The organism is Burkholderia sp. USMB20 (assembly GCF_000949135.2).
GTDB lineage: Bacteria > Pseudomonadota > Gammaproteobacteria > Burkholderiales > Burkholderiaceae > Burkholderia.
This window is the reverse complement of the sequence record NZ_JTAN02000003.1, coordinates 390,807-414,127: the sequence shown is the minus strand read 5'-3', so window position 1 is coordinate 414,127 and position 23,321 is coordinate 390,807. Positions and strand designations below refer to the sequence as shown.

The window sequence follows — 23,321 nt, the reverse complement described above, 5'->3', positions numbered from 1 at the left end:
TGACGGCGACTGCAACGACGGTGCGCCGCCCGTCACGGTTTCCAGCGATACATCAGCACCTTGCCGCGCGCGTCTTCCTCGACGAACACCAGGTATTCGCCGTTATCGCGCCGGAACGCGCTGATGCCGAACGGCACGTCGACCCAGCCCGACGCCTTGCCGACCTCGGCGCCCGGGCTCATCACGCCGACCTCCTTGCCGGTTTCCTTGTCGTACACGTGGATCTTCCCGACCGGTTCCACCGTGAAGATGTAGCGGCCCTCGACCGTGATGCCGATCAGATCGAGGATCGGCTTCGCGTCGAGCTGCCACGGCAGCGCGACCGTATAGCGCACCACCGGCGAGCCGCTCGACCACTTGTCGAAGCGCACCAGCACGCGGCCGACTTCCTTGTTGATGCCGGGCTGCGGCGGCGCGTCGGCCGTGTAGCCCGTCACGTACAGCGTGTCCGTCTGCGGCTCGTAGATCGCGCGGCGCAGCTGCGTGAACGGCTGCGGCATCGGATAGGTCGTGACCTTGTCGTACGAATAGATCGGGTTGCCGGCCTTGTCGACGCCGCCGTAGCCGAAGCGGTGAATGCCGCGCACGTCGCTCGTGCGCCAGATGTCGCCCTTCGTGTCGACCCACCAGCCCCAGCCGCCCGCCTTCGCCTTGCCGGTCGTGTTGGTCGTGAACTCGTCCTCGTCGAGCCGGCCGTTGCCGTTCGCGTCGCGCCAGATCCAGTCGCCGCCCGGCGGCTTGTTCGGCACCTTGTCGACCGGCCGCGCACGGCCGGCGATCAGGCCCGACGGAATCGCGACCTCGCCGTCGCGCTTCGCGTCGAAGCGGTAGATCTTCAGGTGATCGGCGTACATGTCGGTCAGGTACAGGAACGTGCGGCCGTCGACGCGCCGCGCGAACGGCATGCCGGGGTACTGGTCCGTGTGGAACACGGGATCGTCCGGATACTTGAAGCGGTTCGACAGGAAGCCGGCGTATTTCCAGTCCTGGCCGGGCGGCTTCGACAGGTCGAGCTCGAAGCGCTTGTTGCCCGTGTACACGCTGTTCGGCCGTGCGGGATCGAGCCACGCGCCATCGACGAACAGCAGCCCCTGCACCTGCCAGCGCAGCTTGCCGTCCGGCGTGTAGCTCTCGAGCACCGCGCCGAGCCCCGCGCCGATCGTGTCGTGGCGCGGCCCGATGCCGTTCATCGACACGTACACGTTGCCCGCGCGATCGACGCCCACGCCCGTCAGCCCGTTGAAACGTTGCGGCCCGGGGCGGCCCGGCACCGGGCCCGCGAAGATCCCGCCGCGCTCGCCGAGCGTGCCGGACGGCGCATAGCCGTTGCCGCCTTTCGAGAAAATCAGCACCTGCTGGCGCGGGCCGTTGTCCGCGACCAGCACGCGCCCTTTCGCGTCGACCGCCACGTCCACCGCGTCGGTCCCCTCGGGCAGCGCGGGCGCGTCGTCGAGCTTGCGGCCGTCCGCGCGCACGTGCACGAGGTGCGCGGGCCCGCCGAGCGTATCGGTGAGCAGCCACAGCGTGCCGTCGCCGGCGAGCGCGATGCGGCCCGGCTCATGCGCACTCCACGTGCCCTTCTTCTGCATCGTTTCGGCGTCGTACACGTCGACTTCGTCATGCGAAGGATTCGTCGCGAACAACGTCTTGTCGTCGGCCGCGAGGCCGCCCACTTCCGCCTTCAGCTCACCGACCTCCGACCGCGCGGGTGCCGCCACCTCGTTCATCACCATGAAGCTCGCGGCCATCCGCGCACGGCCGGCATCGGCGCGCCCGCCGGGCGCGACCTGCGGCGCCGCGCGGAACGGCGCGGGCTGCTTCATGTCGCCGATCGTGCGCCGCGAAATGCCGTACCACTGCTTGCCCTTGTCCGGCCAGATGCCGGGCGACTGCAGATGGCCGCGCTCGTTGCCGACGCCGATCGCGACGTACGCATACTTGCCGTTCACCGCGACCGCGTTGCCGCCGAGATTGCCCCAGCCATGCGTGCCGCCGGCGAAGCCGAGCATCTTCCCGTCCTGGTAGACGCTCGCCTCGGCGCCGCTCTCGTCCCACGGCGCGTTCGTATACACCTTGCCGTCGGGCGTCACCGCGATCGCGCGAATGTCGATCTGCGTCCAGCTGCCGTCGCCATAGCCGAACGTGTTGCCGATCCACGACGTGGTCGCGGGCAACACGGTTTCAGCCGGTGCGGCGCTCGCGGACAACGCCGCGCATACCGTCATGCCAACCAGAATCAGACGTCGCAATGCGCTCTCCAGACTCGATGCAAAAGCGACCGGCGCCGTGGCGTGCTGCCTGCCTGGATGACCTGTCGCTAAATAGGTTTCAAACGTCGCGATGCAGGTTACAAGCAAAAATAATCACAAGAAATTTTGAAATATTTGGGGATGTTTCCGCCTGAAATATTGAACCGGAATCGTCCCGAATAGCCCCGGCGAAGCGGAAATAACGACCGCCTTTCACGCGACGATCCGTAGAAAATTCCGCTCCGGCCCGTCCGACGGGCTACCTGGCCTGCAAATCTTTCATCTCGCGATTGAAACGATCGGCATTTGAATGTTTTCAGCCGAATAAATGACATGCGTTTTTTTGCCGATTTCTTTTCCCTAGAATCGATTTCGAATCAATATTTCCTTTAAACGCATGCATTACGTTCACGCATCGAATACGCGGCGCGCGTCGGCATCGGCCGCGCGTCGCGAAGGAGTCGCGCGATGACGGGCATCTCGCGCACCGCCGACCTCGCCCCGCCGCAACACGGCCGCATCGTGCAGCTCGACGGGCTGCGCGCGATCGCCGTCGGCGCCGTGTTCCTGCAACACGCGCTGAAGGCGCCGCTGTGGATGGGCGTCGACCTGTTCTTCGTGCTGAGCGGCCTGCTGATCACCGGCATCCTGCTCGAGCGCAAGGCGCGCGGGCAGTCGTACTTCAGCCACTTCTACGCGCGCCGCGTGCGGCGGATCCTGCCGCCGTACGTGCTGCTGCTGGTCGTGTCGACGCTGTTGTTCGGCGCGAGCTGGCTGCCGCACTGGCCGTGGTTCGCGTTCTTCTCGACCAACATCGGGCTGTCGCTCGGCAGCATCGGCCACGACAGCCTGAACGTGCTGTGGTCGCTCGCCGTCGAGGAGCAGTTCTACATCTTCTGGCCGTTCGTCGTGCTGTGGTGTTCGGAGCGCGCGCTGCTGTGGATCGCCGCCGCGCTGATCGTTGCGGCGCCCGTGCTGCGCGCGATCGCGACGCCGTGGTTCGATTCGTTCTGGCCGATCTACTACCTGACGCCGTTCCGGATGGACCTGCTCGCCGCTGGCGCGCTGCTCGCGATCGTGCTGCGCCGCGACCGGCGCGCGCTGGAGCCGTTCTATCCGCTCGCGATCGTCGGCGCGCTCGTGTCGCTCGCGATCCTCGGCTGGCTGCACCTGTCGTTCCCGCGTTTCCGCGCCGCGAACACGCCGCTGTCGAACGCCGCGCTCTACAGCATCTCGCTGCTGCTGTGCACGTCGATCGTCGTGATCGCACTGCGCGGACGCGGCGTCGTGCAGCGCGTGCTGACGAACCCGCTGCTCGTGTACGTCGGCACCGTCAGCTACACCGTCTACCTGATTCACCTGAGCGTGCTGCACGCGCTGTGGCCGCTGCACCTGAACCGCTTCGTCACGGCCGCGCTCGCGCTGGCCATCACGCTCGTATACGCCACCGTGAGCTGGTACGGCTTCGAGCGGCGCCTGACCCGCGGCCCCGCGCGCAGCACGGTACCCGCCGCCGCGCGCACGACCGCCTGACTTTCTCAATCCATCGTTTCGACCAGGACATTGCCATGAGCCAAACTCGCAAGAAGGCCATCATCACGGGGATCACCGGGCAAGACGGCGCCTACCTGACCAAGCTGCTGCTCGACAAGGGCTACGAAGTCACGGGCACCTACCGCCGCACCAGCTCGGTCAACTTCTGGCGCATCGCCGAGCTCGGCGTCGACACGCACCCGAACCTGTCGCTCGTCGAGCACGACCTGACGGATGCCGGCTCCAGCCTGCGGCTGCTCGAACGCACGCAGCCCGACGAGCTGTACAACCTGGCCGCGCAGAGCTTCGTCGGCGTGTCGTTCGACCAGCCGGCGACGACTGCCGAGGTCACGGGCGTCGGCCCGCTGAACCTGCTCGAGGCGATCCGCGTGGTGAGCCCGAAGACGCGCTTCTATCAGGCGTCGACGTCCGAGATGTTCGGCAAGGTGCAGGCGATCCCGCAGACGGAAACCACCGCGTTCTACCCGCGCAGCCCGTACGGCGTCGCGAAGCTGTACGCGCACTGGATGACCGTGAACTACCGCGAGTCCTACGGCCTGTTCGGCTGCAGCGGCATCCTGTTCAACCACGAATCGCCGCTGCGCGGCCGCGAGTTCGTCACGCGCAAGATCACCGACACCGTCGCGAAGATCAAGCTCGGCAAGGCGACCCGGCTCGAGCTCGGCAATCTCGACGCGAAGCGCGACTGGGGCTTCGCGCTCGAATACGTCGAAGGGATGTGGCGGATGCTGCAGGCCGACGAGCCCGACACCTACGTGCTCGCGACCAACCGCACCGAGACCGTGCGCGACTTCGTGCAGATGGCGTTCGCGGCCGCCGGCTACCAGATCGAATGGACCGGCAAGGGCGAGCAGGAACGCGGCCTCGACGCATCGAACGGCGACGTGCTCGTCGAAGTGAATCCGAAGTTCTACCGCCCTGCCGAAGTCGACCTGCTGATCGGCTCCGCCGACAAGGCGAAAGCCAAGCTGGGCTGGGCGCCGGAGACGACGCTCGAACAGCTCTGCCAGATGATGGTCGAAGCGGATCTGACGCGGAATCGGCACCATGACACGTACTGAAGCCAGGCGCCCGTCGCGCCGGGCGTTCGTCACGGGCCTGGCGGGCTTCACCGGCCGCTACATGGCGCAGCGGCTCGCTGCGGCCGGCTACGACGTGTGGGGCACCGTGGCACCCGGCGCGGCGCAGCCCGACGATCCGGCGCTCGCCCACTGCACGCTGCTGCCGGTCGACCTGCTCGATGCGGACGCGACCCGTGCGGCGCTCGCCGATGCGCGGCCCGATGCGGTCGTGCATCTCGCCGCGCGCGCGCACGTCGCGCAGGACGAGCCGTCGCAGACCTACGCGGTCAACATCGTCGGCACGCGCAACCTGCTGGCCGCGCTCGCGGGCCTCGACCGCCGCCCGTCGGCGGTGCTGCTCGCCAGCAGCGCGAACATCTACGGCAATTCGACGGCCGGCGTGCTCGACGAAAGCGTCGCGCCCGCGCCCGCGAACGACTACGCGGTCAGCAAGCTCGCGATGGAATACGCGGCGAAGCTGTGGGCCGACCGCCTGCCGATCGTGATCGCGCGGCCGTTCAATTACACGGGCGTCGGCCAGGACGATGCCTATCTGCTGCCGAAGCTGGTATCGCACTATGCGCGCAACGCGCCGCGCATCTCGCTCGGCAATCTCGACGTGAGCCGCGATTTCTCCGACGTGCGCGACGTGACGGCCGCCTATCTGAAGCTGCTCGAAGCCGCGCCGGCCGGCGAGACGTTCAACATCTGCTCGGAGCGCGCGTATTCGCTGAAGGAAGTGCTGGCGATGCTGTCGCGAATCGCCGGTTACGTGATCGACGTGACGATCGATCCGCGCTTCGTTCGGCATAACGAAGTAAAGAGCCTGAGCGGGTCGCGCGACAAGCTGCGGCGCGCGGTGGGCGAGCTGCCCGTGACGCCGCTCGACGAAACCTTGCGCTGGATGATGGACGCGATGCGCGACGCGCGGGCCGGCTGATTCCGGCAACGTTCGTCGTACTTCGTCATGAAAAACACCCCAAAGATTGGATCTAGTCCAACTTTTGGGGTGCAGTTCATGTCGAGCGGCCCGTCGTCACGCCGGCCCTGAAATCAGTGCCGCCGCGCTCAGCCCTCGAGGCCGCGCGCGAGATCGTTGCGCAGGTCGCCCGCGTTTTCCAGGCCGACCGCGAGGCGGATCAGCCCTTCGGTGATCCCCGCGGCCGCACGCGCTTCCGGCGTGATGCGCGCGTGCGTCGTCGTCGCCGGATGCGTGATCGTCGTGCGCGTGTCGCCGAGGTTGCCGGTGATCGAGACCAGCTTCGTGCTGTCGATCACGCGCCACGCGTTCGCGCGCTGCTGCTCCGGCGTGTCGCCCTTCAGCTCGAACGATACGATCGCGCCGCCCGCCTTCTGCTGGCGCTTCGCCAGCTCATGCTGCGGATGCGATTCGAGCCCCGGATAGAACACGCGCTTGACCGCAGGATGCGAATCGAGCCAGCGCGCGATTTCCAGCGCGTTCGCCGACTGCTTCTCGACGCGCAGCGACAGCGTCTCCATCCCCTTCAGCAGCACCCACGCGTTGAACGCCGACAGCGTCGGGCCCGCGCTGCGCACGAACGGGAACACCTTGCCCATGATGAATTCCTTCGAGCCGACCAGCGCGCCGCCGAGCACGCGGCCCTGGCCGTCGAGGAACTTCGTCGCCGAGTGCATCACGACGTCCGCGCCGAGCTTCAGCGGCTGCTGCAGCACCGGGCTGCAGAAACAGTTGTCGACGACGAACAGCGCGTTCGCGGCCTTCGCGATCTTGCCGATCGCCTCGATGTCGGCGAGTTCGGTCAGCGGGTTCGACGGCGTTTCGAGGAAGAACATCTTCGTCTCGGGCCGCACCGCTTCCTGCCATGCGTTCAGGTCGGTCGGATCGACGAAGGTCGTCGTGATGCCGAACTTGCTGAAGATCTGCGAGAACATCCCGAGCGTCGAGCCGAACAGGCTGCGCGAGCTGACGAGGTGATCGCCCGCCTGCAGCGCGGACATCACGACCGACATGATCGCGGCCATGCCCGACGCCGTCGCGATGCAGGCCTCGCCGCCTTCGAGCGCGGCGAGACGATCCTGGAACATGGTGACGGTCGGGTTCGTGAAGCGCGAATAGGTGAAGTAGTCTTCCGAATTCGCGAAGCGCTCGGCTGCCTCGGCCGCGCTCGTGAAGCAAAAGCTCGACGTGAGGAACAGCGCTTCCGAGTGCTCGTTGAAGTCGCTGCTGCGCAGCGTGCCCGCGCGCACGGCGAGCGTGTCGAAGTTGAGGGAGTCGTCCATGTTCCGTTATCCGTATTCGAGGGGTCGCGCCGAGGGTCGTGCATCGGGCGCGCGCCCAGCCACAAAAATCAGGCCAAAACAAAAAGCCCGCTATGCGTCGGCATCAGCGGGCTTCGGTGCGGTACGACAGCGATCGACTCGGGCCGGCTGCCGCCGGCCTTCGCTTTAGCTGTTTTGGGAAGTCGCCCCGCGTCCGCAAGCTGAATCAAATCGACGCAAGGCCACATCCTATCACGCTTCATCCGAAGCGTGCGCCGGCATCACTCGACCGACAACTGCAGGTTCATCTGCGAACGCGCGGTGTCGCCTGCCGTGTCGCGATCGGCCTGCGACGCCGGTGCGAGACGGGCGCGCTCGATCGCATCGAGGTACTCGGGCGTCACGGCGCCGGTGATGTAGTTGCCGTCGAAGCACGACGCCTCGAAGCCCTCGAGCTTCGGGTTGATGTCGCGCACCGCGCGGCGCAGGTCGTCGACGTCCTGATAGATCAGGTGGTCGGCACCGATGATCTTCGCGACTTCCTCGTCGGTGCGGCCGTGTGCAACCAGCTCGCCGCGCGTCGGCATGTCGATGCCGTACACGTTCGGGAACTTCACGGGCGGCGCCGCCGACGCGAAGATCACCGACTTCGCGCCCGCATCGCGCGCCATCTGCACGATCTCGTGCGAGGTCGTGCCGCGCACGATCGAATCGTCGACGATCAGCACGTGCTTGTCCTTGAACTCGATGCTCATCGCATTGAGCTTCTGGCGCACCGACTTCTTGCGCACGGCCTGGCCCGGCATGATGAAGGTACGGCCGACGTAGCGGTTCTTGAAGAAGCCTTCGCGATACTCGACGCCGAGCTTCGCGGCGACCTGCATCGCAGCCGGACGCGACGAATCGGGAATCGGCATCACGACGTCGATCGGCACGTTCGGCAGCTCGCGCTTGATCTTCTCGGCGAGGTAGTCGCCCATGCGCAGGCGCACGTTGTAGACGGGCACGCCGTCGAGGCACGAATCCGGACGCGCGAGATACACGTATTCGAACATGCACGGATTCAGCGTCGGGTTCTCCGCGCACTGCTGGCTGTGGAAGTTGCCGGCCTTGTCGATGAAGATCGCTTCGCCCGGCTGCACGTCGCGCACGAATTCGAAGCCGATGCCTTCGACCGCCACCGACTCCGACGCGACCATCCATTCGGTGCCGTGTTCGGTCTCGAGCTTGCCGATGCAGAGCGGGCGGATGCCGAACGGATCGCGGAACGCGACCAGGCCGTAGCCGGCGATCAGCGACACGATCGCGTACGAGCCCTGCAGGCGGCGATGCACGCCCTCGACAGCCTTGAACAGCGCGGCCGGATCGAGCTCGAGGCCCGTCGTCGACAGCTGCAGCTCGTGCGCGAACACGTTGAGCAGCACTTCGCTGTCGGAATTGGTGTTGATGTGCCGGCGGTCGATCCGGAACATCTCGTCCTTGAGCTGTTCCCAGTTCGTCAGGTTGCCGTTGTGCGCGAGGATGATCCCGAACGGCGCGTTCACGTAGAACGGCTGCGCCTCGGCTTCGCTCGACGCCGAGCCGGCCGTCGGATAGCGGACCTGGCCGATGCCGAAGGTGCCGGGCAGGCTGCGCATGTTGCGCGTGCGGAACACGTCGCGCACCATGCCGTTCGCCTTGTACATGTGGAAATTGCTGCCGTCCGCCGTCGCGATGCCCGCTGCGTCCTGACCGCGATGCTGCAGCAGCAGCAGGCTGTCATAGATCAGCTGATTGACGGGGGCTTGGGAGATAACACCTACGATGCCGCACATGGCATGTCCTTCAAGATGACAAAATCGGTTCCGTCCTGCCCGGCCGCGTCGTCACACGCGTACATACTGGGCCATGCCGTCGGGCAGGAGCTGCTTCAGCTCGTGCACGCCCTGTTCGGCGAAAGGACGCAATAGCGCATTGCGCCAGAAATCCTGTTTGGGCAATTCGGTCAGCCCGGCCGCCGCGACCAGCAGCACCACCAGCACGCAGCCGCGGACGAGCCCGAACATCATGCCCAGCGAGCGATCGACCCCGCCGAGGCCCGTCGCCTGCGCGATCCGCGACAACAGCGCGTTCGCGACACCCGCGACGAACACGACGCCGATCACGATCAGCGCGAACGCGATCACCCACTGCGTCAGCGCGCCGCCCGGCCAGTTCGCCGGGATATACGGCACGACCAGTCCGACATAGCGGGCGGCGATCGCGATCGCCGCGATCCAGCCGATCAGCCCGAAAATCTCGGAGACGAAACCGCGCCACGCGCCACGCAGCGCAGACAACGCGATCACCGCCAATACAGCGTAGTCGAAAGCCGTCAGCATCGCACGTTACTGCGTGAGTCCGGCTTCGCGCACCTTCGCGATCGCGGCGGACGCCGCCGCGCGATCCGCAAACGGGCCGGCACGCAGTTGGCTAGCCGTGCTGCCGTCCGCCTGCTTGCGATGCTCGACATATGCGGGCACGCCCGCCGATTTCAACTTGGTGGCCCACGAACGGGCCGTTGCGTCGTCCTTGAACGAGCCGAGCTGCACCGCGAAGCGCGCACCGGCCGGCGACGCCGGCGACGATGCGTCGCCGCTGTCGGCCGCGGCGTCGGCGTTCGCGACCGCCGCAGGCGCCGGCTTCGGCGCGGCCGGCTTCGGCGCGGGTGCGGCCGCGGCCGGCTTCGCAGCGGGCTTCGGCGGCGTCACGCTCGCCGTGGTCGTCGAGGGTTCGGGCTTCGCGGCCGGCTTGGCCGTGTCCTTCTCCGCGGGGGCCGGAACGGCCGCCACCGCGGCGTCGGAGGCCGGCGGCTCGTCGTGCGCGACGCCCGCCTGCACGTCGGACGCGTCGTCGTCACGCGGCGCGATCGCCTGATGCGCGGGCCGGTTCGGAATGTCGATCGCGATGTCGTCCGTCACCGGCTTCGGGTGCGAATCGAGCACCATCGGCAGCACGATCACCGCGGCGACGACGAGCGCGATCGCGCCGACGAGGCGCCGGCGGGCGCGTTGCTTTTCAGGAAGGGTCGGATCGAGGAGCAGCGCGTCCGATTCCGGACGCTCGGTGCGGCGCGTGCGCCGCTCGACGCGTTCAGTGCGCTCCGTGCGCACGTTCCGGGAGGCCCCGGTACGACCGCCGCGCCGCGGGGGCGCGTCGTCGTCTTTCTTGCCGAACGAGAAAATTCCCATGAATGGCTGAGTCCGAAACTGCCCTTCAGTCAGTGTTGCTGCGATTTCCGGTAGGCCATCACACCCGCCACCGTATGGAAACTGCCGAAAACCACGATTCTATCATTCTCGGATGCTCTTTTTAGTGCATCGCGAAACGCTTCGGCGGGCGACGCGAAGCGCGTCACGCTCGAATCGGCGCCATCTTCCACGCCGGCCTTGCGCAGCGCGGCTTCGAGCTGCTCCGCGCTCGCCGCGCGCGGCAGCGGCAGGTCGGTCACGCACCAGTGGTCGATCTCGCCCTTCAGGTGCCGCAGCACGCCGTCGATGTCCTTGTCGTGCATCGCACCGAACACCGCGTACGTGTACGGGAAGAAGCCCATGTTGCCGAGGTTTTGCTCGAGCACGGCCGCCGCATGCGGGTTGTGCGCGACGTCCAGCACGATCGCCGGCTTGCCCGGGAGCACCTGGAAGCGCCCCGGCAGCTCGACGTTCGCGAGCCCGAGCCGGATGTCCTGCGCGGACACCGGCAGCACCGGGCGCAGCGCCTCGAGCGCGGCCAGCGCGGCCGATGCATTGATCAGCTGGTTCGCACCGCGCAGCGCCGGGTAAGCGAGCGCCGGATAGCGCTTCTCGCGGCCGAGGTAGCTCCATTGCTGGCGCTCCGCGCCCGGCTGCGCTTCGTAGCGAAAATCGCGGCCGACCAGCCACAGGTCGGCGCCGATCGCTTCGGCATGCTCGACCAGCGTGTTCGGCACCGCGGGATCGCCGCAGATCGCCGGCTTGCCCGCGCGGAAGATCCCCGCCTTCTCGAACGCGATCTTCTCGCGCGTGTCGCCGAGGTATTCGGTATGGTCGATGTCGATGCTCGTGACGATCGCGCAATCGGCATCGATGATGTTGACCGCATCGAGCCGGCCGCCGAGGCCGACCTCGAGGATCACCGCATCGAGCCCGCGCGACGCGAACAGGTGCAGGATCGCGAGCGTCGTGAATTCGAAGTACGTGAGCGACACCGGCTCCGGCAGCGACGTGCGCGCCGCTTCGACGGCTTCGAAGTGCGGCAGCAGCTCGGCGTCGCTGACCTGCTGGCCGTTCACGCGCGCACGCTCGCCGAATTCGAGCAGGTGCGGCGACGTGTGGCAGCCGACCTTGTAGCCCGCGTGAACGAGGATCGCCTCGAGGAACGCGCAGGTCGAACCCTTGCCGTTCGTGCCGCCGACCGTGATCACGGGGCACGCGAATTCGAGCTGCAACGCCGCCTTGACCTGCCCGATGCGGGTGAGGCCCATGTCGATGCCGACCGGGTGCGCGCGTTCGAGATGCGAAAGCCACGCGTCGAGAGTGGGAAAAGTGCTCATCGGATCAAATCTGAATCGGTACCGCCACTACGCCAAAAAACGAAACGCGCCGCCCGGCGGTTCAGCCGGGCGACGCGCGCAGTTCACAACGCCGCGCCAATCAGGCCAGCGCGTCGGCCGGCTGTCGCTGCAGCAGCGCGAGCAGTTGCGCGATCTCGTCGCGCATCTTGCGGCGATCGACGATCATGTCGATCGCGCCCGTCTTCAGCAGGAATTCCGCGCGCTGGAAGCCTTCCGGCAGCTTTTCGCGAACCGTCTGCTCGATCACGCGCGGGCCGGCGAAGCCGATCAGCGCCTTCGGCTCGGCGATCACGACGTCGCCGAGGAACGCGAAGCTCGCCGACACGCCGCCCATCGTCGGGTCGGTCAGCACCGAAATGAACGGCAGCTTGGCTTCGGCCAGCTTGGTCAGCATCGCGGTGGTCTTCGCCATCTGCATCAGCGACAGCAGGCTTTCCTGCATCCGGGCGCCGCCCGAAGCGGTAAAGCAGATGAACGGCACCTGCTGCTCCAGCGCGTTCTGCGCGCCGCGCGCGAAGCGCTCGCCGACGACCGAGCCCATCGAGCCGCCCATGAACGAGAACTCGAAGCAGGCCGCGACGACGGGCAGCGTGTGGATCGCGCCGCCCATCACGACCATCGCGTCGGTCTCGCCCGTCTCGTCCATCGCTTCCTTCAGACGATCGGGGTACTTGCGGCTGTCCTTGAACTTCAGCGAGTCGACCGGCACGATTTCCTGGCCGATTTCATAGCGGCCTTCCGGATCCAGCAGCCCGTCGAGGCGCTCGCGCGCGCCGATGCGCATGTGGTGATCGCACTTCGGGCACACGTGCAGGTTCGCGTCCACGTCGTTGCGGTACAGCACGGCCTCGCAGGACGGGCACTTGACCCACAGGCCTTCCGGAATGCCCTTGCGGCTTTTCGGGTCGGTCTGCTTGATCTTCGGCGGCAACAGTTTGTCGAGCCAGCTCATCGTATGGTTTCCTGTTCCGTGGCGGGGCGGGCCGACCGGCCCGTTCCCGCTTCCTGTGTTGTGTTTATCGCGCCGTGTTGCCGGCGCCGTCCAGGGCGGCGCGCAGCTCGGCGATGAAAGTCTTCAGCGCGGCGGCGGCGCCCTCCGGCGCGGCGCTCTCGAGCAGCTGCACCAGGCGGCTGCCGATCACGACGGCGTCCGACACTTCGGCCACCGCGCGCGCCGTTTCGGCGTCGCGGATGCCGAAGCCGACGCCCACCGGAACCGGCACGCGCGACTTGATGGCCGGGATTTTACCCGCAATGCTCGAAACATCCAGATTTCCGGCGCCGGTCACGCCCTTGAGCGACACGTAGTACACGTAGCCGCTCGCGATCTTGCCCACGTCGGCGATGCGTTCGTCGGTCGACGTCGGCGCGAGCAGGAAGATCGGATCGATCTGCGCGGCACGCATTTTCTCGGCGAACACGCCCGCTTCCTCGGGCGGATAGTCGACGACGAGCACGCCGTCGACGCCGGCCGCCTGCGCTTCGGCCGCGAACGCGTCGACGCCCATCCGCTCGATCGGGTTCGCATAGCCCATCAGCACGACGGGGGTTTTCTGGTCGGTCTCGCGGAAGCGCTTCACGTCGGCGAGCACGCTCTTCAGCGTGACGCCGCGCGCGAGCGCGCGTTCCGACGAGCGCTGGATCACGGGGCCGTCGGCCATCGGGTCCGAGAACGGCACGCCGAGCTCGATCACGTCGGCGCCGCCTTCGGCGAGCGCGTGCATGAATTCGACGGTCTTCGCGGGATCGGGGTCGCCGGCCGTGATGAACGGGATCAGGCCCTTGCGGCCTTGTTCGGCGAGTGCGGCGAAGGTCTGCTGGATACGGGAGGACATGGCAATTTTCCTTGATGCGATCGGCGACTCGGCGGCGCGACTCACGCGCACGCCGGCGCGACGAGCGCGCTCACGCGCTCGTGCGCGATCGCGCAATAACTTTCGTTGATCTCGTAGCCGACGAAGTCGCGCCCCTGCCGTGCGCAGGCCACCGCGGTCGTGCCGCTGCCCATGAACGGATCGAGCACGCGGCCGCCCGGCGGGCAGCTTGCGAGCACCATCCGCTCGATGATTTCCAGCGGCTTCTGGGTCGGATGATCGACGCGCTCCGCGTGCTGCCGATGCAGGCGCGAGACCGACCAGACGTCCTTCGGGTTGTAGCCCATCTCCAGCCACTTGCTGCCTTCGAACAGCTTGCGCGAGCGGGCCTTCTTCGTGTCGGCGTCGTACGGGATGCGGACCGGATCGAGATCGAAGTAATACGCTTTGGAAACCGCGAAAAAGCCGATGTTGTCGTGCACCGACGTGAAACGGCGCGTCGTGCCGCCCATGCTCGGCACGCGCCGGTCCCAGATGATCTCGTTGACCATCGTGAGCCTCGTCTTCAGGAAGCTGAAGATTTCCGGCGCGTACTGCCACGTGCAGAAGATGTACATCGACCCGCTCGGCTTGAGCTTCGGAATCGCGAGCTCGAGCCACTCGCGCGTCCACGCGAGGAAATCGTCGCCCGAACGCTTGTCCGAGTCGTTGCCGTAGTCCTTGCCGAGCCCGTACGGCGGATCGGCGACGATCAGGTCGATCGACGCATCCGGCAGACGCGCGGCTTCGGTCATGAAATCGCGGTTGTGCAGCTCGATCCCGGACGGCCGTGCGCGCGGCACGGCGACGGCAGGCTGCACCGCCTCCGCTTCGCTCGCGGCGCCGCCGCCCGGTTGTTCGATCAGGTCACGCATCGGTCGGGGTCAGAGCGCGATGCCCGATCGCTCGGCGACCGTGTGCATGTCCTTGTCGCCGCGGCCAGACAGGTTGACGAGCAGGATCTTGTCCTTCGGCAACGTCGGCGCGAGCTTCACGCCGTACGCGATCGCGTGGCTCGACTCGAGCGCGGGGATGATCCCCTCGATCCGGCAGCAGTCGTGGAACGCCTTCAGCGCCTCGTCGTCGGTGATCGGCACGTACTGCGCGCGGCCGCTGTCCTTCAGCCATGCGTGCTCGGGGCCGACGCCCGGATAGTCGAGGCCGGCCGACACCGAATGCGTCTCGATGATCTGGCCGTTGTCGTCCTGCAGCAGGTACGTGCGGTTGCCGTGCAGCACGCCGGGGCTGCCGGCGATCAGCGACGCCGCGTGACGGCCGGTGTCGAGGCCGTCGCCGGCCGCTTCGACGCCGATCAGCTGCACGGACGCATCGTCGATGTACGGATAGAAGATGCCCATCGCGTTCGAGCCGCCGCCGACGCACGCAATCACCGCGTCCGGCTGCCGGCCGGCGAGTTCCGGCATCTGCACCTTGCACTCGTCGCCGATCACGCGCTGGAAGTCGCGCACCATCGCCGGATACGGGTGCGGGCCCGCGACCGTGCCGATGATGTAGAACGTGCTTTCGATGTTCGTGACCCAGTCGCGCATCGCTTCGTTCAGCGCATCCTTCAGCGTGCGCGAACCCGATTCGACCGGCACGACCGTCGCGCCGAGCAGCTTCATCCGGTAGACGTTCGCGGCCTGGCGGCGCACGTCCTCGGCGCCCATGTAGACGATGCACTCCATGCCGAAGCGCGCGCAGATCGTCGCCGTCGCGACGCCGTGCTGGCCGGCGCCCGTCTCGGCGATCACGCGCTTCTTGCCCATCCGCTTCGCGAGCAGCGCCTGGCCGATCACGTTGTTGATCTTGTGCGCGCCGGTGTGGTTCAGGTCCTCGCGCTTCAGGTAGATCTGCGCGCCGCCGAGCGTCTCGCTCCAGCGCTGCGCGTGATAGATCGGCGACGGACGGCCGACGAAGTACTTCAGTTCGCGCTCGTACTCGGCGACGAAATCGGGGTCGTTCCGGAATTTTTCATACGCCGTGCGCAGTTCGTCCAGCGCGTGAATCAGCGTTTCGGCGACGAACACGCCGCCATACGGGCCGAAGTGGCCGCGATCATCAGGAAGGTTGTACATGGTGTCACTCTCGATCGGTCGGTGCGCCCGCTGTCGGGGCCGCACCTTCTTGCATCACCCGGCGTCCGCTTCGCGCACCGCGCGTACGAACGCCGCCATCCGGGCGTGATCCTTCACGCCCTTCGCGCCCTCCACTTCGATGCCACTCGAGACATCGACAGCAAACGGACGCAACTGGCGGATCGCATCACCGACGTTTTGCGCGTTCAAGCCACCACTCAAAACGGCCCGATGCGCGAGCTCTGCGGGAATAAGAGACCAATCGAAGACCTTGCCGCTACCACCGTAGTCCGGCACCAGGGTGTCGAACAGGAGGCCGCGCGCTTTCGAATAATGAAGAGCCGATTCTACCAAATCGGCCGGCTGCGTCGAGGGGCCGACGCGCACCGCGCGCAACCACGGCAGGCGCGCCGCGCGGCCGAGGGCGTCGCACTGCTCGGGCGTCTCGTCGCCGTGGAGTTGCAGCATCGTGAGCGGCACGTCGCGCACGACCGCCTCGATCTCCGCTTCGGTCGCATTCACGAACAGCCCGACCACCGACACGAACGGCGGCGCGAGGCTCGCGAGTTCGGCCGCCTGCGCGATCGACACCGCGCGCGGGCTCTTCGGATAGAACACGAGGCCGATCGCATCGGCGCCGAGCGCGGCGGCATGCAGCACGTCCTCGGGGCGCGACAGGCCGCACAGCTTGATGCGCGTGCGCGGCGCGAGGCCGGCCGCGGCGGAGGTCGAGGAAGACACGGCGTGATCCGTCATGGTTGTGGATCCAGATCGGCCCAGACGCTGCTCCACGGCACGGTGCCGAGCTGCGCGGGCGGGACGGCGAATTCCGCCGGGTAGCCGACATGGGCAAGGTACAGCCCGTCGGCCATGAACGTGGGCGCCGCGAGATTGCGATCGCGCCCGGCCAGCACGTCGGCGAGCCAGTCGGCCGGATAGCGGCCGCGCCCCACCGCGACGAGGCAGCCCATCAGGTTGCGCACCATGTGGTGCAGGAACGCGTTCGCGCGGAAGCGGAAATGAATGAAGTGGCCCGCGCGCCGCACGTCGATCTGGTACAGGTGTTTGACCGGCGTCTTCGACTGGCATTCCGACGACCGGAACGACGAGAAGTCGTGCTCGCCGATCAGATGCGCGGCGGCCGCGCGCATCGCGTCGTCGTCGAGCGGCGTGTGGATCCAGCCCGCGCGGCCGGCCAGCATCGGCGAGCGCACGGGATGCACGTACAGCGCATAGTAGTACGTGCGTTCGAACGCCGAGAAACGCGCGTGGAACGCGTCCGGCATCGGCTTCGCCCACTGCACGGACACGGTCGGCGGCAGAAATGCGTTGGTGCCGCGCACCCACGAGAAATCCGCGCGATCGAGCTCCGTATCGAAATGCACGACCTGTCCGAGCCCGTGCACGCCCGTGTCGGTCCGCCCCGCGACCGTCGTGTGCAGCGGCACGCATGCGAACGCGCCGAGTGCGCGCTCGAGCGCATCCTGCACGGTCTTGCCGTGCGGCTGCGCCTGCCAGCCGCAAAACGCGGCGCCGTCGTACTGAATCCCGAGCGCGATCCGCATCACGCCTCTTCCGCGAGTTTCGCGAGCAGCGCACGCGCATCGTCGCGCGTGGCGGCGTCGTTCGCGTCGACCACTTCCTGCAGCAGCGTGCGCGCGCCGGACAGATCGCCCAGTTGCACGTACTCCGACGCGAGATCCAGCTTGTTGCGGGCGATGCGGGCGAGTTCCTCCGGCGTCAGCGCGGGCAGCACGGCACCCGGCGCGGACGGCAGGTCGAGATCGAAATCCAGCTTCAGCGCGCCGAACTGCGCGACGCCGAGCGGCGGCAGCGACGACGGCGCGGCGGCACCGCCCGCGTGAGAGGCAGGCGTTGCCGCGTCTGGATCCCAGTCGAACTCGTCGTCGTGGTCGGCCGGATGTGCCGGGGACGGATCGGTCGCGCCGACTGGCGGGTGTGTGGCGGATTGACCGTTAGTTGCGGTTTGCGCACCTTCGGCTTGCCCTTCGCGTGCGGGCGGCTCATCGGCCGTACGCGGCGGCAGCGGCATGTCGAGGCTGTTGAGCGCGCTGATCGCGTTCTGCATCAGCGCTGCGTGCTGGGCGTCGTTCGTCGCAGGTGCGGCGGGCGTGACGAGCGGCTCGTCCGCGGCCGGTTCCGCGACAGGCTTCTCGTCGTGCGCGGCCGGAGTTGCGTCGCTGTCGGGTGCGACGTGCGCGGACGATGCTTCCGCCTGAACGTCGTGCGGCTTCGCCGTTTCCGACGGCGACGGGATTTCGGGTTCGTGCGTCTCGAACGTCTCCGCCGCTGCGGCGGCGGCCGTGACCAGACTCAGATCGGCGGCCGCGTCGCGGGCCAACGGCGTCTCGGGGAGAATCGGCGGCACTGGCTCGGTGAATGCGACCGGCGACGAAGATGCATCGTCGTCGGCAACAGCCGTCCCGCCGGATGCCGGTGCGGTTTCGTCGGTCGGCCGCGCTTTCCGGCGCTTGCGCCACGCAAAACCGGCCGCCAGCACGACCACGGCGGCGCCGGCCGCTGCGGCCGGACGCCAGTCGATCTGTTCCGAACCGCGTGCAGGCACAGCGGTCGCCGCCGGCACGGCCGGCTGCACGGGCGCCGATGCCGGCTGCACCGCACTCGCGGCCACGCCGGACGCCGCTTCGCTCGCAGCCGACGACGACGCGGCAGCTGACGCCGCCGCATCATTCGTGCCGTTCGTGCCGTTCGTGCCGTTCGTGCCGTTCGTGCCGTTCGTGCCGTTCGTGCCGTTCGCGCCGTTCGCAGCGGGACGCGGCGCAGCGGGCGCCGGCGCCGGTGCAACGTTGTTCGTGGCGGCCGGCTTCCCGATCCCGTGCTTCTGCAGTTCCATCAGCACGCGGTTCTTCAGCGCGAGCAATTGCTGCAGGCTCGACGGCCGCGGCTGCGACGCACCCGCGACGGGCGCTGCCGCAGACGGTTCGTGCATCCCTTGAGCCGCACCGCCCGGTCCGGACTGCGTCACGGCCTCGCTGGCGGACGACGGTGCGGACTGGATCGCGCCGTTCCACACGTGCGGCCCGCTTGCGCCGGCCGCAGCCGCTGGCGACTGGACGGATTCGACCGTCGACGCGCCGTGCGCGGCGGACGCGCCGCTCGAAGCCGACGCGCCTGCCGCTGCCCCGGCTGCGACCGTGACGCTCGCCCCGCTGACCGGCGCCGTATGCGCGGCCGATACGGCCGGCGCGGTTTGCACGGCCGACCCAGGATGCGGCGCCGACGCGCCATGCTGCGTGACCGCCGCCGTGCTCGACACGGCAACCGGCGCGGACGCAGCCGATGCCCCCGACGCAGCAGCCGGCACGAGCGCCGCGCCGGTCGCATCGAGCGCCGGCACCGTCAGCGTCGCGCCGACTTTCAGGCGGCTCGGGTCGTGCTTCATGAACGCCTGCGGATTGGCGTCGAACAGCGCGCGGCCGGCGCGCGCGAGCACGCCCGGATCGTGCGATTGCGTCGCGGCTTTCGCGAGGTCGTTCAACGATTGGCCCGGCTGGACCGTCACGTTGAGCGGCGCGGCACCGCCGGCGGCGGACGCCGGCAGCTCGCCGGAACCGGCCGCCCAGGCCGAAGCGGCCGCGCCGAGCGCCAGGATCGCCAGCGCGCCACGCACGGCGCGCGCCAGACGGGACTGACGCGGAAACAAGGAAATTCGGGACATCGTAGGCTCTATCGCCGCGCGCGGGCGCGGCTCGGATTCGCGTAGGGAAGCGTCAATAAAGTCGCCGCAGAAATGCAAAAGCGTCGCGCAGAACGCGACGCTTTGGGCGGCTCTGCGCGTCGTAACCGCATAGTTTACTTCACACGATCGCGTTCCGGCCGAATTCGTCGCCTGCGGATGCGGCCGTCCGCGCCTGCGCCGCGACCTTACGGCCGACCGCGTCGGGCCGTCGGTGCGCGAATCGCGCGAAGGCATCGCCGATCCGGGCACTGAATCGCACGCGCCGGTTTTGTCAAAAGAGGATCATCAATCGATGAAAAACCGGACGACGGCATCGGGTTCCGGAACGAATTCGGCTCCTCCTTGTACTTCGCGTCGCATCGATTCCTCGTGCCAAAGGATGGCGATGCAGGAAAAGCCCCGGCCGCGCGAGCGGTTCGGGACTTTCGCGCAATGGGCGGTCCGCACAAGACCTGACGCCGGACAAAAAAAACGCCTGCCGCCCCGCGAAGGGCTGGCAGGCGTTTCGCGTCACGCGCGCACCGCGCGCGGCGCGGCCCGACTTACTTGTCGAGCAGGATGCGCAGCATGCGGCGCAGCGGCTCGGCCGCGCCCCACAGCAGCTGGTCGCCGACCGTGAACGCCGACAGGTATTCGCCACCCATCGCGAGCTTGCGCAGGCGACCGACCGGCACCGTCAGCGTGCCGGTGATCTTCGCCGGCGACAGGTCGCGCATCGACGCTTCGCGCTCGTTCGGCACGACCTTCACCCAGTCGTTCGCCGACGCGAGGATGCCGTTGATTTCGTCGAGCGGGACGTCCTTCTTCAGCTTGATCGTCAGCGCCTGCGAGTGGCAGCGCATCGCGCCGATCCGCACGCACAGGCCGTCGACCGGGATCGAGCCCGGCTCGCCCATGGCCGGCTTGCCGAGGATCTTGTTGGTTTCCGCGCCGCCCTTCCACTCTTCCTTCGACATCCCGTTGCCGAAATCCTTGTCGATCCACGGGATCAGCGAGCCGGCGAGCGGCACGCCGAAGTGGCTCGTCGGCATCGCGTCGCTGTTCATCGTCGCGAGCACGCGGCGGTCGATGTCGAGAATCGCGGAAGCCGGATCGGCGAGTTGTTCCTGCACCGAACCGTGCAGCGTGCCCATCTGCGACAGCAGTTCACGCATGTTCTGCGCGCCCGCGCCCGATGCGGCCTGGTAGGTCATCGCCGTCATCCAGTCGACGAGGTTCTCGCGGAACAGGCCGCCGAGCGCCATCAGCATCAGGCTGACCGTGCAGTTGCCGCCGACGAAGTTCTTCGTGCCCTTGACGAGCGCGTCCTTGATCACGTCGAGGTTGACCGGATCGAGGATGATGACCGCGTCGTCGTTCATCCGCAGCGACGAGGCCGCATCGATCCAGTAGCCGTTCCAGCCGGCCGCGCGCAGCTTCGGGAACACGTCGTTCGTGTAGTCGCCGCCCTGGCACGTGATGATCACGTCGCACTTCTTCAGCTCGTCGACGTTGGTCGCGTCCTTGAGCGTAGTCTCGTTTTTCGCGAACGACGGCGCCTTGCCGCCCGTGTTGCTGGTGCTGAAAAACACCGGTTCGATCAGGTCGAAATCACCTTCTTCCTGCATGCGCTGCATCAGCACGCTGCCGACCATGCCGCGCCAACCTACGAGACCTACGTTCATGACTAACCCTTTGCTTGAATGGAGCTTCCCCGCCATTTCCGTCCCCGCGTGACCGCGCGGGGAAACAGGCGGGCACGACGGCGATCAGCGTTTAATGATCGTTTTCGTGGTAATGGTTTTCGTGATGACGATGGCGCGCGCACCCGCACGGGCAGTGTTGCCGTGGAGTTTCAGGACCGGGGAGATCAGGGAAATCAGCGCCATCGTTCGAGTCTACACAAAGCCGGTTGCCCGCACAACGGCCAACCGCGCGCGAACCGGCCGATTTCGCGGCCGGTTCGCGCCCTTTTCCATCTTGACTGCCTGTTGCCTTGCTGCGCGCTTACAGCGCGGCGACCACCGCGTCGCCCATCGCCGCCGTGCCGACCTGCTGGCAGCCCGGCGTCGCGATGTCGCCGGTGCGGTAGCCTTGTTCGAGCACCGTTTTCACGGCGCGCTCGATGCGATCGGCCTGCTCCGCGCGATTCAGCGAATAGCGCAGCAGCATCGCGGCCGACAGGATCGTCGCCAGCGGATTCGCGATGCCCTTGCCCGCGATGTCCGGCGCCGAACCGTGCGACGGCTCGTACAGACCCTTGTTGTTCTTGTCGAGCGACGCCGACGGCAGCATGCCGATCGAGCCCGTCAGCATCGACGCTTCATCCGACAGGATGTCGCCGAACATGTTGCCGGTCACGATCACGTCGAACTGCTTCGGCGCCTTCGCGAGCTGCATCGCCGCGTTGTCGACGTACATGTGCGCCAGCTCGACGTCCGCGTATTCCTTCGACACGTCGATCATGATGTCGCGCCAGAACTGCGACGTCTCCAGCACGTTCGACTTGTCGACCGACAGCAGCTTCTTCGCGCGCTTTTGCGCGGCCTGGAACGCGACGTGCGCGATGCGGCGCACTTCCGGTTCCGAGTAGCGCATCGTGTCGAAGCCTTCGCGCGCGCCGGCGAACGGGCCGTCCGGTGCCGCGCGCACGCCGCGCGGCTGGCCGAAGTAGATGTCGCCGTTCAGTTCGCGCACGATCAGGATGTCGAGGCCCGCGACCAGTTCCGGCTTCAGCGGCGACGCATCGACGAGCTGCGGATAGCAGATCGCCGGACGGAAGTTCGCGAACAGCTCGAGATGCTTGCGCAGCCCGAGGATCGCCTGCTCTGGGCGCAGCGCGCGCTCGAGCGAGTCGTACTTCCAGTCGCCGACCGAGCCGAACAGGATCGCGTCGGCTTCCTTCGCGAGTTTCAGCGTCGCGTCCGGCAACGGATGACCGCTCGCCTCGTAGCCCGCGCCGCCGACCGGCGCCTGCTCGAGCTCGAACTTCTCGTCGAGGGCGTTCAGCACCTTGACCGCTTCGTTGACGATTTCCGGACCGATGCCGTCGCCGGGCAGCACTGCAATCTTCATGCGTTATTCCTGACTGGATAGGTATGGGTGGCAGGTCGGCGGGCGCACGTCACGCGCGCCCGCCCGGAGGCAATCTCAGCCGACCAGCTTGTTGTTGAGCCACGGCTGCTTCGCGAGCCGCTCGGCTTCGAACTGGCGGATCTTGTCCGCGTGGCGCAGCGTCAGGCCGATGTCGTCGAAACCGTTCAGCAGGCAATACTTGCGGAACGCGGTGATGTCGAACGCATACTCGCGGCCGTCGCCCGTGCGCACGACCTGCGCATCGAGGTCGATCGTCAGCTGATAGCCGTTGAACGCATACGTGTCGTTGAACAGGTGATCGACCTGCTGCTCGGTCAGCACGATCGGCAGCAGCCCGTTCTTGTAGCAGTTGTTGAAGAAGATGTCGGCGAAGCTCGGCGCGATGATCGCGCGGAAGCCGTACTGCTGCAGCGCCCACGGCGCGTGCTCGCGCGAGCTGCCGCAGCCGAAGTTCTTGCGTGCCAGCAGCACCGATGCGCCCTGGTAGCGCGGCTGGTTCAGCACGAAGTCCGGGTTCAGCGGGCGCTTCGAGTTGTCCTGGCCCGGCTCGCCGTGGTCGAGGTAACGCCATTCGTCGAACGCGTTCGGACCGAAGCCCGTGCGCTTGATCGACTTCAGGAACTGCTTCGGGATGATCGCGTCGGTGTCGACGTTCTCGCGATCGAGCGGCGCCACGACGCCGGTATGTACAGTGAATTTTTCCATGATCCGTCTATCCGGTTGGAGGGCCGGCAGTCAGCCGGCGCACATCGACAAATTCTCGGTGGGCGTCAGTCCGCGGCGCGCTGCAGCGCATTGCCGGCGGCGTTGACGTCCTGGCCGAAGCCTCGGACGGTATTGCAGCCCGCGAGGCCGAAGCCCAGCCCCGCGAGCGCCAGCGCGGCCACCAGCCGCGCGATGAGCTTCGATGCCGTCACGC

At 67.4% G+C, this 23,321-nt stretch carries 21 protein-coding genes; 3 read left to right on the top strand and 18 right to left on the bottom strand.

What is annotated here, in order from left to right; translation table 11 throughout:
* Nucleotides 1-32: 32 nt before the first annotated feature.
* Nucleotides 33-2,225, bottom strand: a complete 2,193-nt coding sequence (locus PL79_RS05945; protein WP_044843829.1) for a hypothetical protein — start codon at nt 2,223-2,225, stop codon at nt 33-35.
* 492 nt (nt 2,226-2,717) lie between these two features.
* Here PL79_RS05945 and PL79_RS05940 point away from each other — a divergent pair, with 492 nt between their 5' ends.
* Genes PL79_RS05940 through PL79_RS05930 form a run of 3 tightly spaced genes read left to right on the top strand, consistent with a single transcriptional unit; the run spans nt 2,718 to nt 5,804 of the window.
* Nucleotides 2,718-3,782, top strand: coding sequence for an acyltransferase family protein (locus tag PL79_RS05940; RefSeq protein ID WP_044843828.1), 1,065 nt, complete (start codon nt 2,718-2,720; stop codon nt 3,780-3,782).
* Nucleotides 3,783-3,817: 35 nt separating this feature from the next.
* Nucleotides 3,818-4,864, top strand: coding sequence for a GDP-mannose 4,6-dehydratase (gene gmd, locus PL79_RS05935; protein WP_044843827.1), 1,047 nt, complete (start codon nt 3,818-3,820; stop codon nt 4,862-4,864).
* Nucleotides 4,851-5,804, top strand: a complete 954-nt coding sequence (locus PL79_RS05930) for an NAD-dependent epimerase/dehydratase family protein (protein ID WP_044843826.1) — start codon at nt 4,851-4,853, stop codon at nt 5,802-5,804. Before gmd ends, PL79_RS05930 begins: the two co-directional genes overlap by 14 nt.
* A 128-nt stretch (nt 5,805-5,932) precedes the next feature.
* On the opposite strand, the gene PL79_RS05925 is transcribed toward PL79_RS05930, so the two are convergent.
* From PL79_RS05925 to PL79_RS05840, 17 genes are all read right to left on the bottom strand, one after another.
* The gene (locus PL79_RS05925; RefSeq protein WP_044843825.1) at nt 5,933-7,126 is read right to left on the bottom strand and encodes an O-succinylhomoserine sulfhydrylase; all 1,194 of its coding nucleotides are present in this window, start codon (nt 7,124-7,126) and stop codon (nt 5,933-5,935) included.
* A 260-nt stretch (nt 7,127-7,386) separates the two neighbouring features.
* A complete protein-coding gene (gene purF, locus PL79_RS05915; protein WP_044843824.1) occupies nt 7,387-8,919 on the bottom strand; it encodes an amidophosphoribosyltransferase in 1,533 nt (510 codons plus the stop codon).
* Nucleotides 8,920-8,970: 51 nt separating this feature from the next.
* The gene (locus PL79_RS05910) at nt 8,971-9,465 is read right to left on the bottom strand and encodes a CvpA family protein (protein WP_044843823.1); all 495 of its coding nucleotides are present in this window, start codon (nt 9,463-9,465) and stop codon (nt 8,971-8,973) included.
* A 6-nt stretch (nt 9,466-9,471) separates the two neighbouring features.
* Nucleotides 9,472-10,314, bottom strand: coding sequence for an SPOR domain-containing protein (locus PL79_RS05905; protein ID WP_044843822.1), 843 nt, complete (start codon nt 10,312-10,314; stop codon nt 9,472-9,474).
* A gap of 29 nt (nt 10,315-10,343) precedes the next feature.
* The gene (gene folC / locus PL79_RS05900) at nt 10,344-11,654 is read right to left on the bottom strand and encodes a bifunctional tetrahydrofolate synthase/dihydrofolate synthase (protein ID WP_044843821.1); all 1,311 of its coding nucleotides are present in this window, start codon (nt 11,652-11,654) and stop codon (nt 10,344-10,346) included.
* Nucleotides 11,655-11,754: 100 nt separating this feature from the next.
* Nucleotides 11,755-12,627, bottom strand: a complete 873-nt coding sequence (gene accD / locus PL79_RS05895) for an acetyl-CoA carboxylase, carboxyltransferase subunit beta (RefSeq protein ID WP_044843820.1) — start codon at nt 12,625-12,627, stop codon at nt 11,755-11,757.
* A gap of 64 nt (nt 12,628-12,691) precedes the next feature.
* Nucleotides 12,692-13,510, bottom strand: coding sequence for a tryptophan synthase subunit alpha (gene trpA, locus PL79_RS05890; protein ID WP_044843819.1), 819 nt, complete (start codon nt 13,508-13,510; stop codon nt 12,692-12,694).
* 41 nt (nt 13,511-13,551) lie between these two features.
* Nucleotides 13,552-14,403 carry a DNA-methyltransferase gene (locus PL79_RS05885; RefSeq protein ID WP_044843818.1) on the bottom strand — a complete coding sequence of 284 codons (852 nt, stop codon included), beginning with the start codon at nt 14,401-14,403 and terminating at the stop codon, nt 13,552-13,554.
* Nucleotides 14,404-14,412: 9 nt separating this feature from the next.
* Nucleotides 14,413-15,606 carry a tryptophan synthase subunit beta gene (trpB, locus tag PL79_RS05880; RefSeq protein WP_044843817.1) on the bottom strand — a complete coding sequence of 398 codons (1,194 nt, stop codon included), beginning with the start codon at nt 15,604-15,606 and terminating at the stop codon, nt 14,413-14,415.
* A 54-nt stretch (nt 15,607-15,660) separates the two neighbouring features.
* Nucleotides 15,661-16,362 (bottom strand): phosphoribosylanthranilate isomerase, encoded by a 702-nt coding sequence (locus PL79_RS05875; RefSeq protein WP_044843816.1) that lies wholly within the window; start codon nt 16,360-16,362, stop codon nt 15,661-15,663.
* Complete coding sequence (gene truA / locus PL79_RS05870; protein WP_044843815.1) at nt 16,359-17,171, bottom strand: tRNA pseudouridine(38-40) synthase TruA; 813 nt, start codon at nt 17,169-17,171, stop codon at nt 16,359-16,361. The genes PL79_RS05875 and truA overlap by 4 nt, the downstream gene beginning before the upstream one ends.
* Nucleotides 17,171-19,306: a FimV/HubP family polar landmark protein gene (locus PL79_RS05865; RefSeq protein ID WP_044843814.1), complete on the bottom strand. Its 2,136-nt coding sequence runs from the start codon at nt 19,304-19,306 to the stop codon at nt 17,171-17,173. The genes truA and PL79_RS05865 overlap by 1 nt, the downstream gene beginning before the upstream one ends.
* A 563-nt stretch (nt 19,307-19,869) precedes the next feature.
* Nucleotides 19,870-20,991 (bottom strand): aspartate-semialdehyde dehydrogenase, encoded by a 1,122-nt coding sequence (gene asd, locus PL79_RS05860; protein ID WP_044843813.1) that lies wholly within the window; start codon nt 20,989-20,991, stop codon nt 19,870-19,872.
* A gap of 84 nt (nt 20,992-21,075) precedes the next feature.
* The gene (locus PL79_RS05855) at nt 21,076-21,195 is read right to left on the bottom strand and encodes a hypothetical protein (protein ID WP_006756675.1); all 120 of its coding nucleotides are present in this window, start codon (nt 21,193-21,195) and stop codon (nt 21,076-21,078) included.
* Nucleotides 21,196-21,313: 118 nt separating this feature from the next.
* Entirely contained in the window at nt 21,314-22,381 is a 1,068-nt protein-coding gene (leuB, locus tag PL79_RS05850) for a 3-isopropylmalate dehydrogenase (RefSeq protein ID WP_044843812.1), read from the bottom strand.
* A gap of 75 nt (nt 22,382-22,456) precedes the next feature.
* A complete protein-coding gene (leuD, locus tag PL79_RS05845; protein WP_044843811.1) occupies nt 22,457-23,107 on the bottom strand; it encodes a 3-isopropylmalate dehydratase small subunit in 651 nt (216 codons plus the stop codon).
* Between the two features lie 65 nt (nt 23,108-23,172).
* Entirely contained in the window at nt 23,173-23,319 is a 147-nt protein-coding gene (locus PL79_RS05840; RefSeq protein WP_011658379.1) for an entericidin A/B family lipoprotein, read from the bottom strand.
* Nucleotides 23,320-23,321 lie beyond the last annotated feature (2 nt).

What these genes read in the sequence shown, in the direction of transcription:
- PL79_RS05925 (WP_044843825.1), bottom strand. Translation starts at nt 7,126, where the DNA reads ATGGACGACTCCCTCAACTTCGACACGCTCGCCGTGCGCGCGGGCACG.
- purF (WP_044843824.1), bottom strand. Translation starts at nt 8,919, where the DNA reads ATGTGCGGCATCGTAGGTGTTATCTCCCAAGCCCCCGTCAATCAGCTG.
- truA (WP_044843815.1), bottom strand. Translation starts at nt 17,171, where the DNA reads ATGCGGATCGCGCTCGGGATTCAGTACGACGGCGCCGCGTTTTGCGGC.
- trpA (WP_044843819.1), bottom strand. Translation starts at nt 13,510, where the DNA reads ATGTCCTCCCGTATCCAGCAGACCTTCGCCGCACTCGCCGAACAAGGC.
- PL79_RS05865 (WP_044843814.1), bottom strand. Translation starts at nt 19,306, where the DNA reads ATGTCCCGAATTTCCTTGTTTCCGCGTCAGTCCCGTCTGGCGCGCGCC.
- gmd (WP_044843827.1), top strand. Translation starts at nt 3,818, where the DNA reads ATGAGCCAAACTCGCAAGAAGGCCATCATCACGGGGATCACCGGGCAA.
- PL79_RS05905 (WP_044843822.1), bottom strand. Translation starts at nt 10,314, where the DNA reads ATGGGAATTTTCTCGTTCGGCAAGAAAGACGACGACGCGCCCCCGCGG.
- accD (WP_044843820.1), bottom strand. Translation starts at nt 12,627, where the DNA reads ATGAGCTGGCTCGACAAACTGTTGCCGCCGAAGATCAAGCAGACCGAC.
- PL79_RS05930 (WP_044843826.1), top strand. Translation starts at nt 4,851, where the DNA reads ATGACACGTACTGAAGCCAGGCGCCCGTCGCGCCGGGCGTTCGTCACG.
- leuB (WP_044843812.1), bottom strand. Translation starts at nt 22,381, where the DNA reads ATGAAGATTGCAGTGCTGCCCGGCGACGGCATCGGTCCGGAAATCGTC.
- PL79_RS05940 (WP_044843828.1), top strand. Translation starts at nt 2,718, where the DNA reads ATGACGGGCATCTCGCGCACCGCCGACCTCGCCCCGCCGCAACACGGC.
- PL79_RS05885 (WP_044843818.1), bottom strand. Translation starts at nt 14,403, where the DNA reads ATGCGTGACCTGATCGAACAACCGGGCGGCGGCGCCGCGAGCGAAGCG.
- leuD (WP_044843811.1), bottom strand. Translation starts at nt 23,107, where the DNA reads ATGGAAAAATTCACTGTACATACCGGCGTCGTGGCGCCGCTCGATCGC.
- trpB (WP_044843817.1), bottom strand. Translation starts at nt 15,606, where the DNA reads ATGTACAACCTTCCTGATGATCGCGGCCACTTCGGCCCGTATGGCGGC.
- PL79_RS05875 (WP_044843816.1), bottom strand. Translation starts at nt 16,362, where the DNA reads ATGACGGATCACGCCGTGTCTTCCTCGACCTCCGCCGCGGCCGGCCTC.
- PL79_RS05945 (WP_044843829.1), bottom strand. Translation starts at nt 2,225, where the DNA reads ATGACGGTATGCGCGGCGTTGTCCGCGAGCGCCGCACCGGCTGAAACC.
- PL79_RS05910 (WP_044843823.1), bottom strand. Translation starts at nt 9,465, where the DNA reads ATGCTGACGGCTTTCGACTACGCTGTATTGGCGGTGATCGCGTTGTCT.
- PL79_RS05855 (WP_006756675.1), bottom strand. Translation starts at nt 21,195, where the DNA reads ATGGCGCTGATTTCCCTGATCTCCCCGGTCCTGAAACTCCACGGCAAC.
- folC (WP_044843821.1), bottom strand. Translation starts at nt 11,654, where the DNA reads ATGAGCACTTTTCCCACTCTCGACGCGTGGCTTTCGCATCTCGAACGC.
- asd (WP_044843813.1), bottom strand. Translation starts at nt 20,991, where the DNA reads ATGAACGTAGGTCTCGTAGGTTGGCGCGGCATGGTCGGCAGCGTGCTG.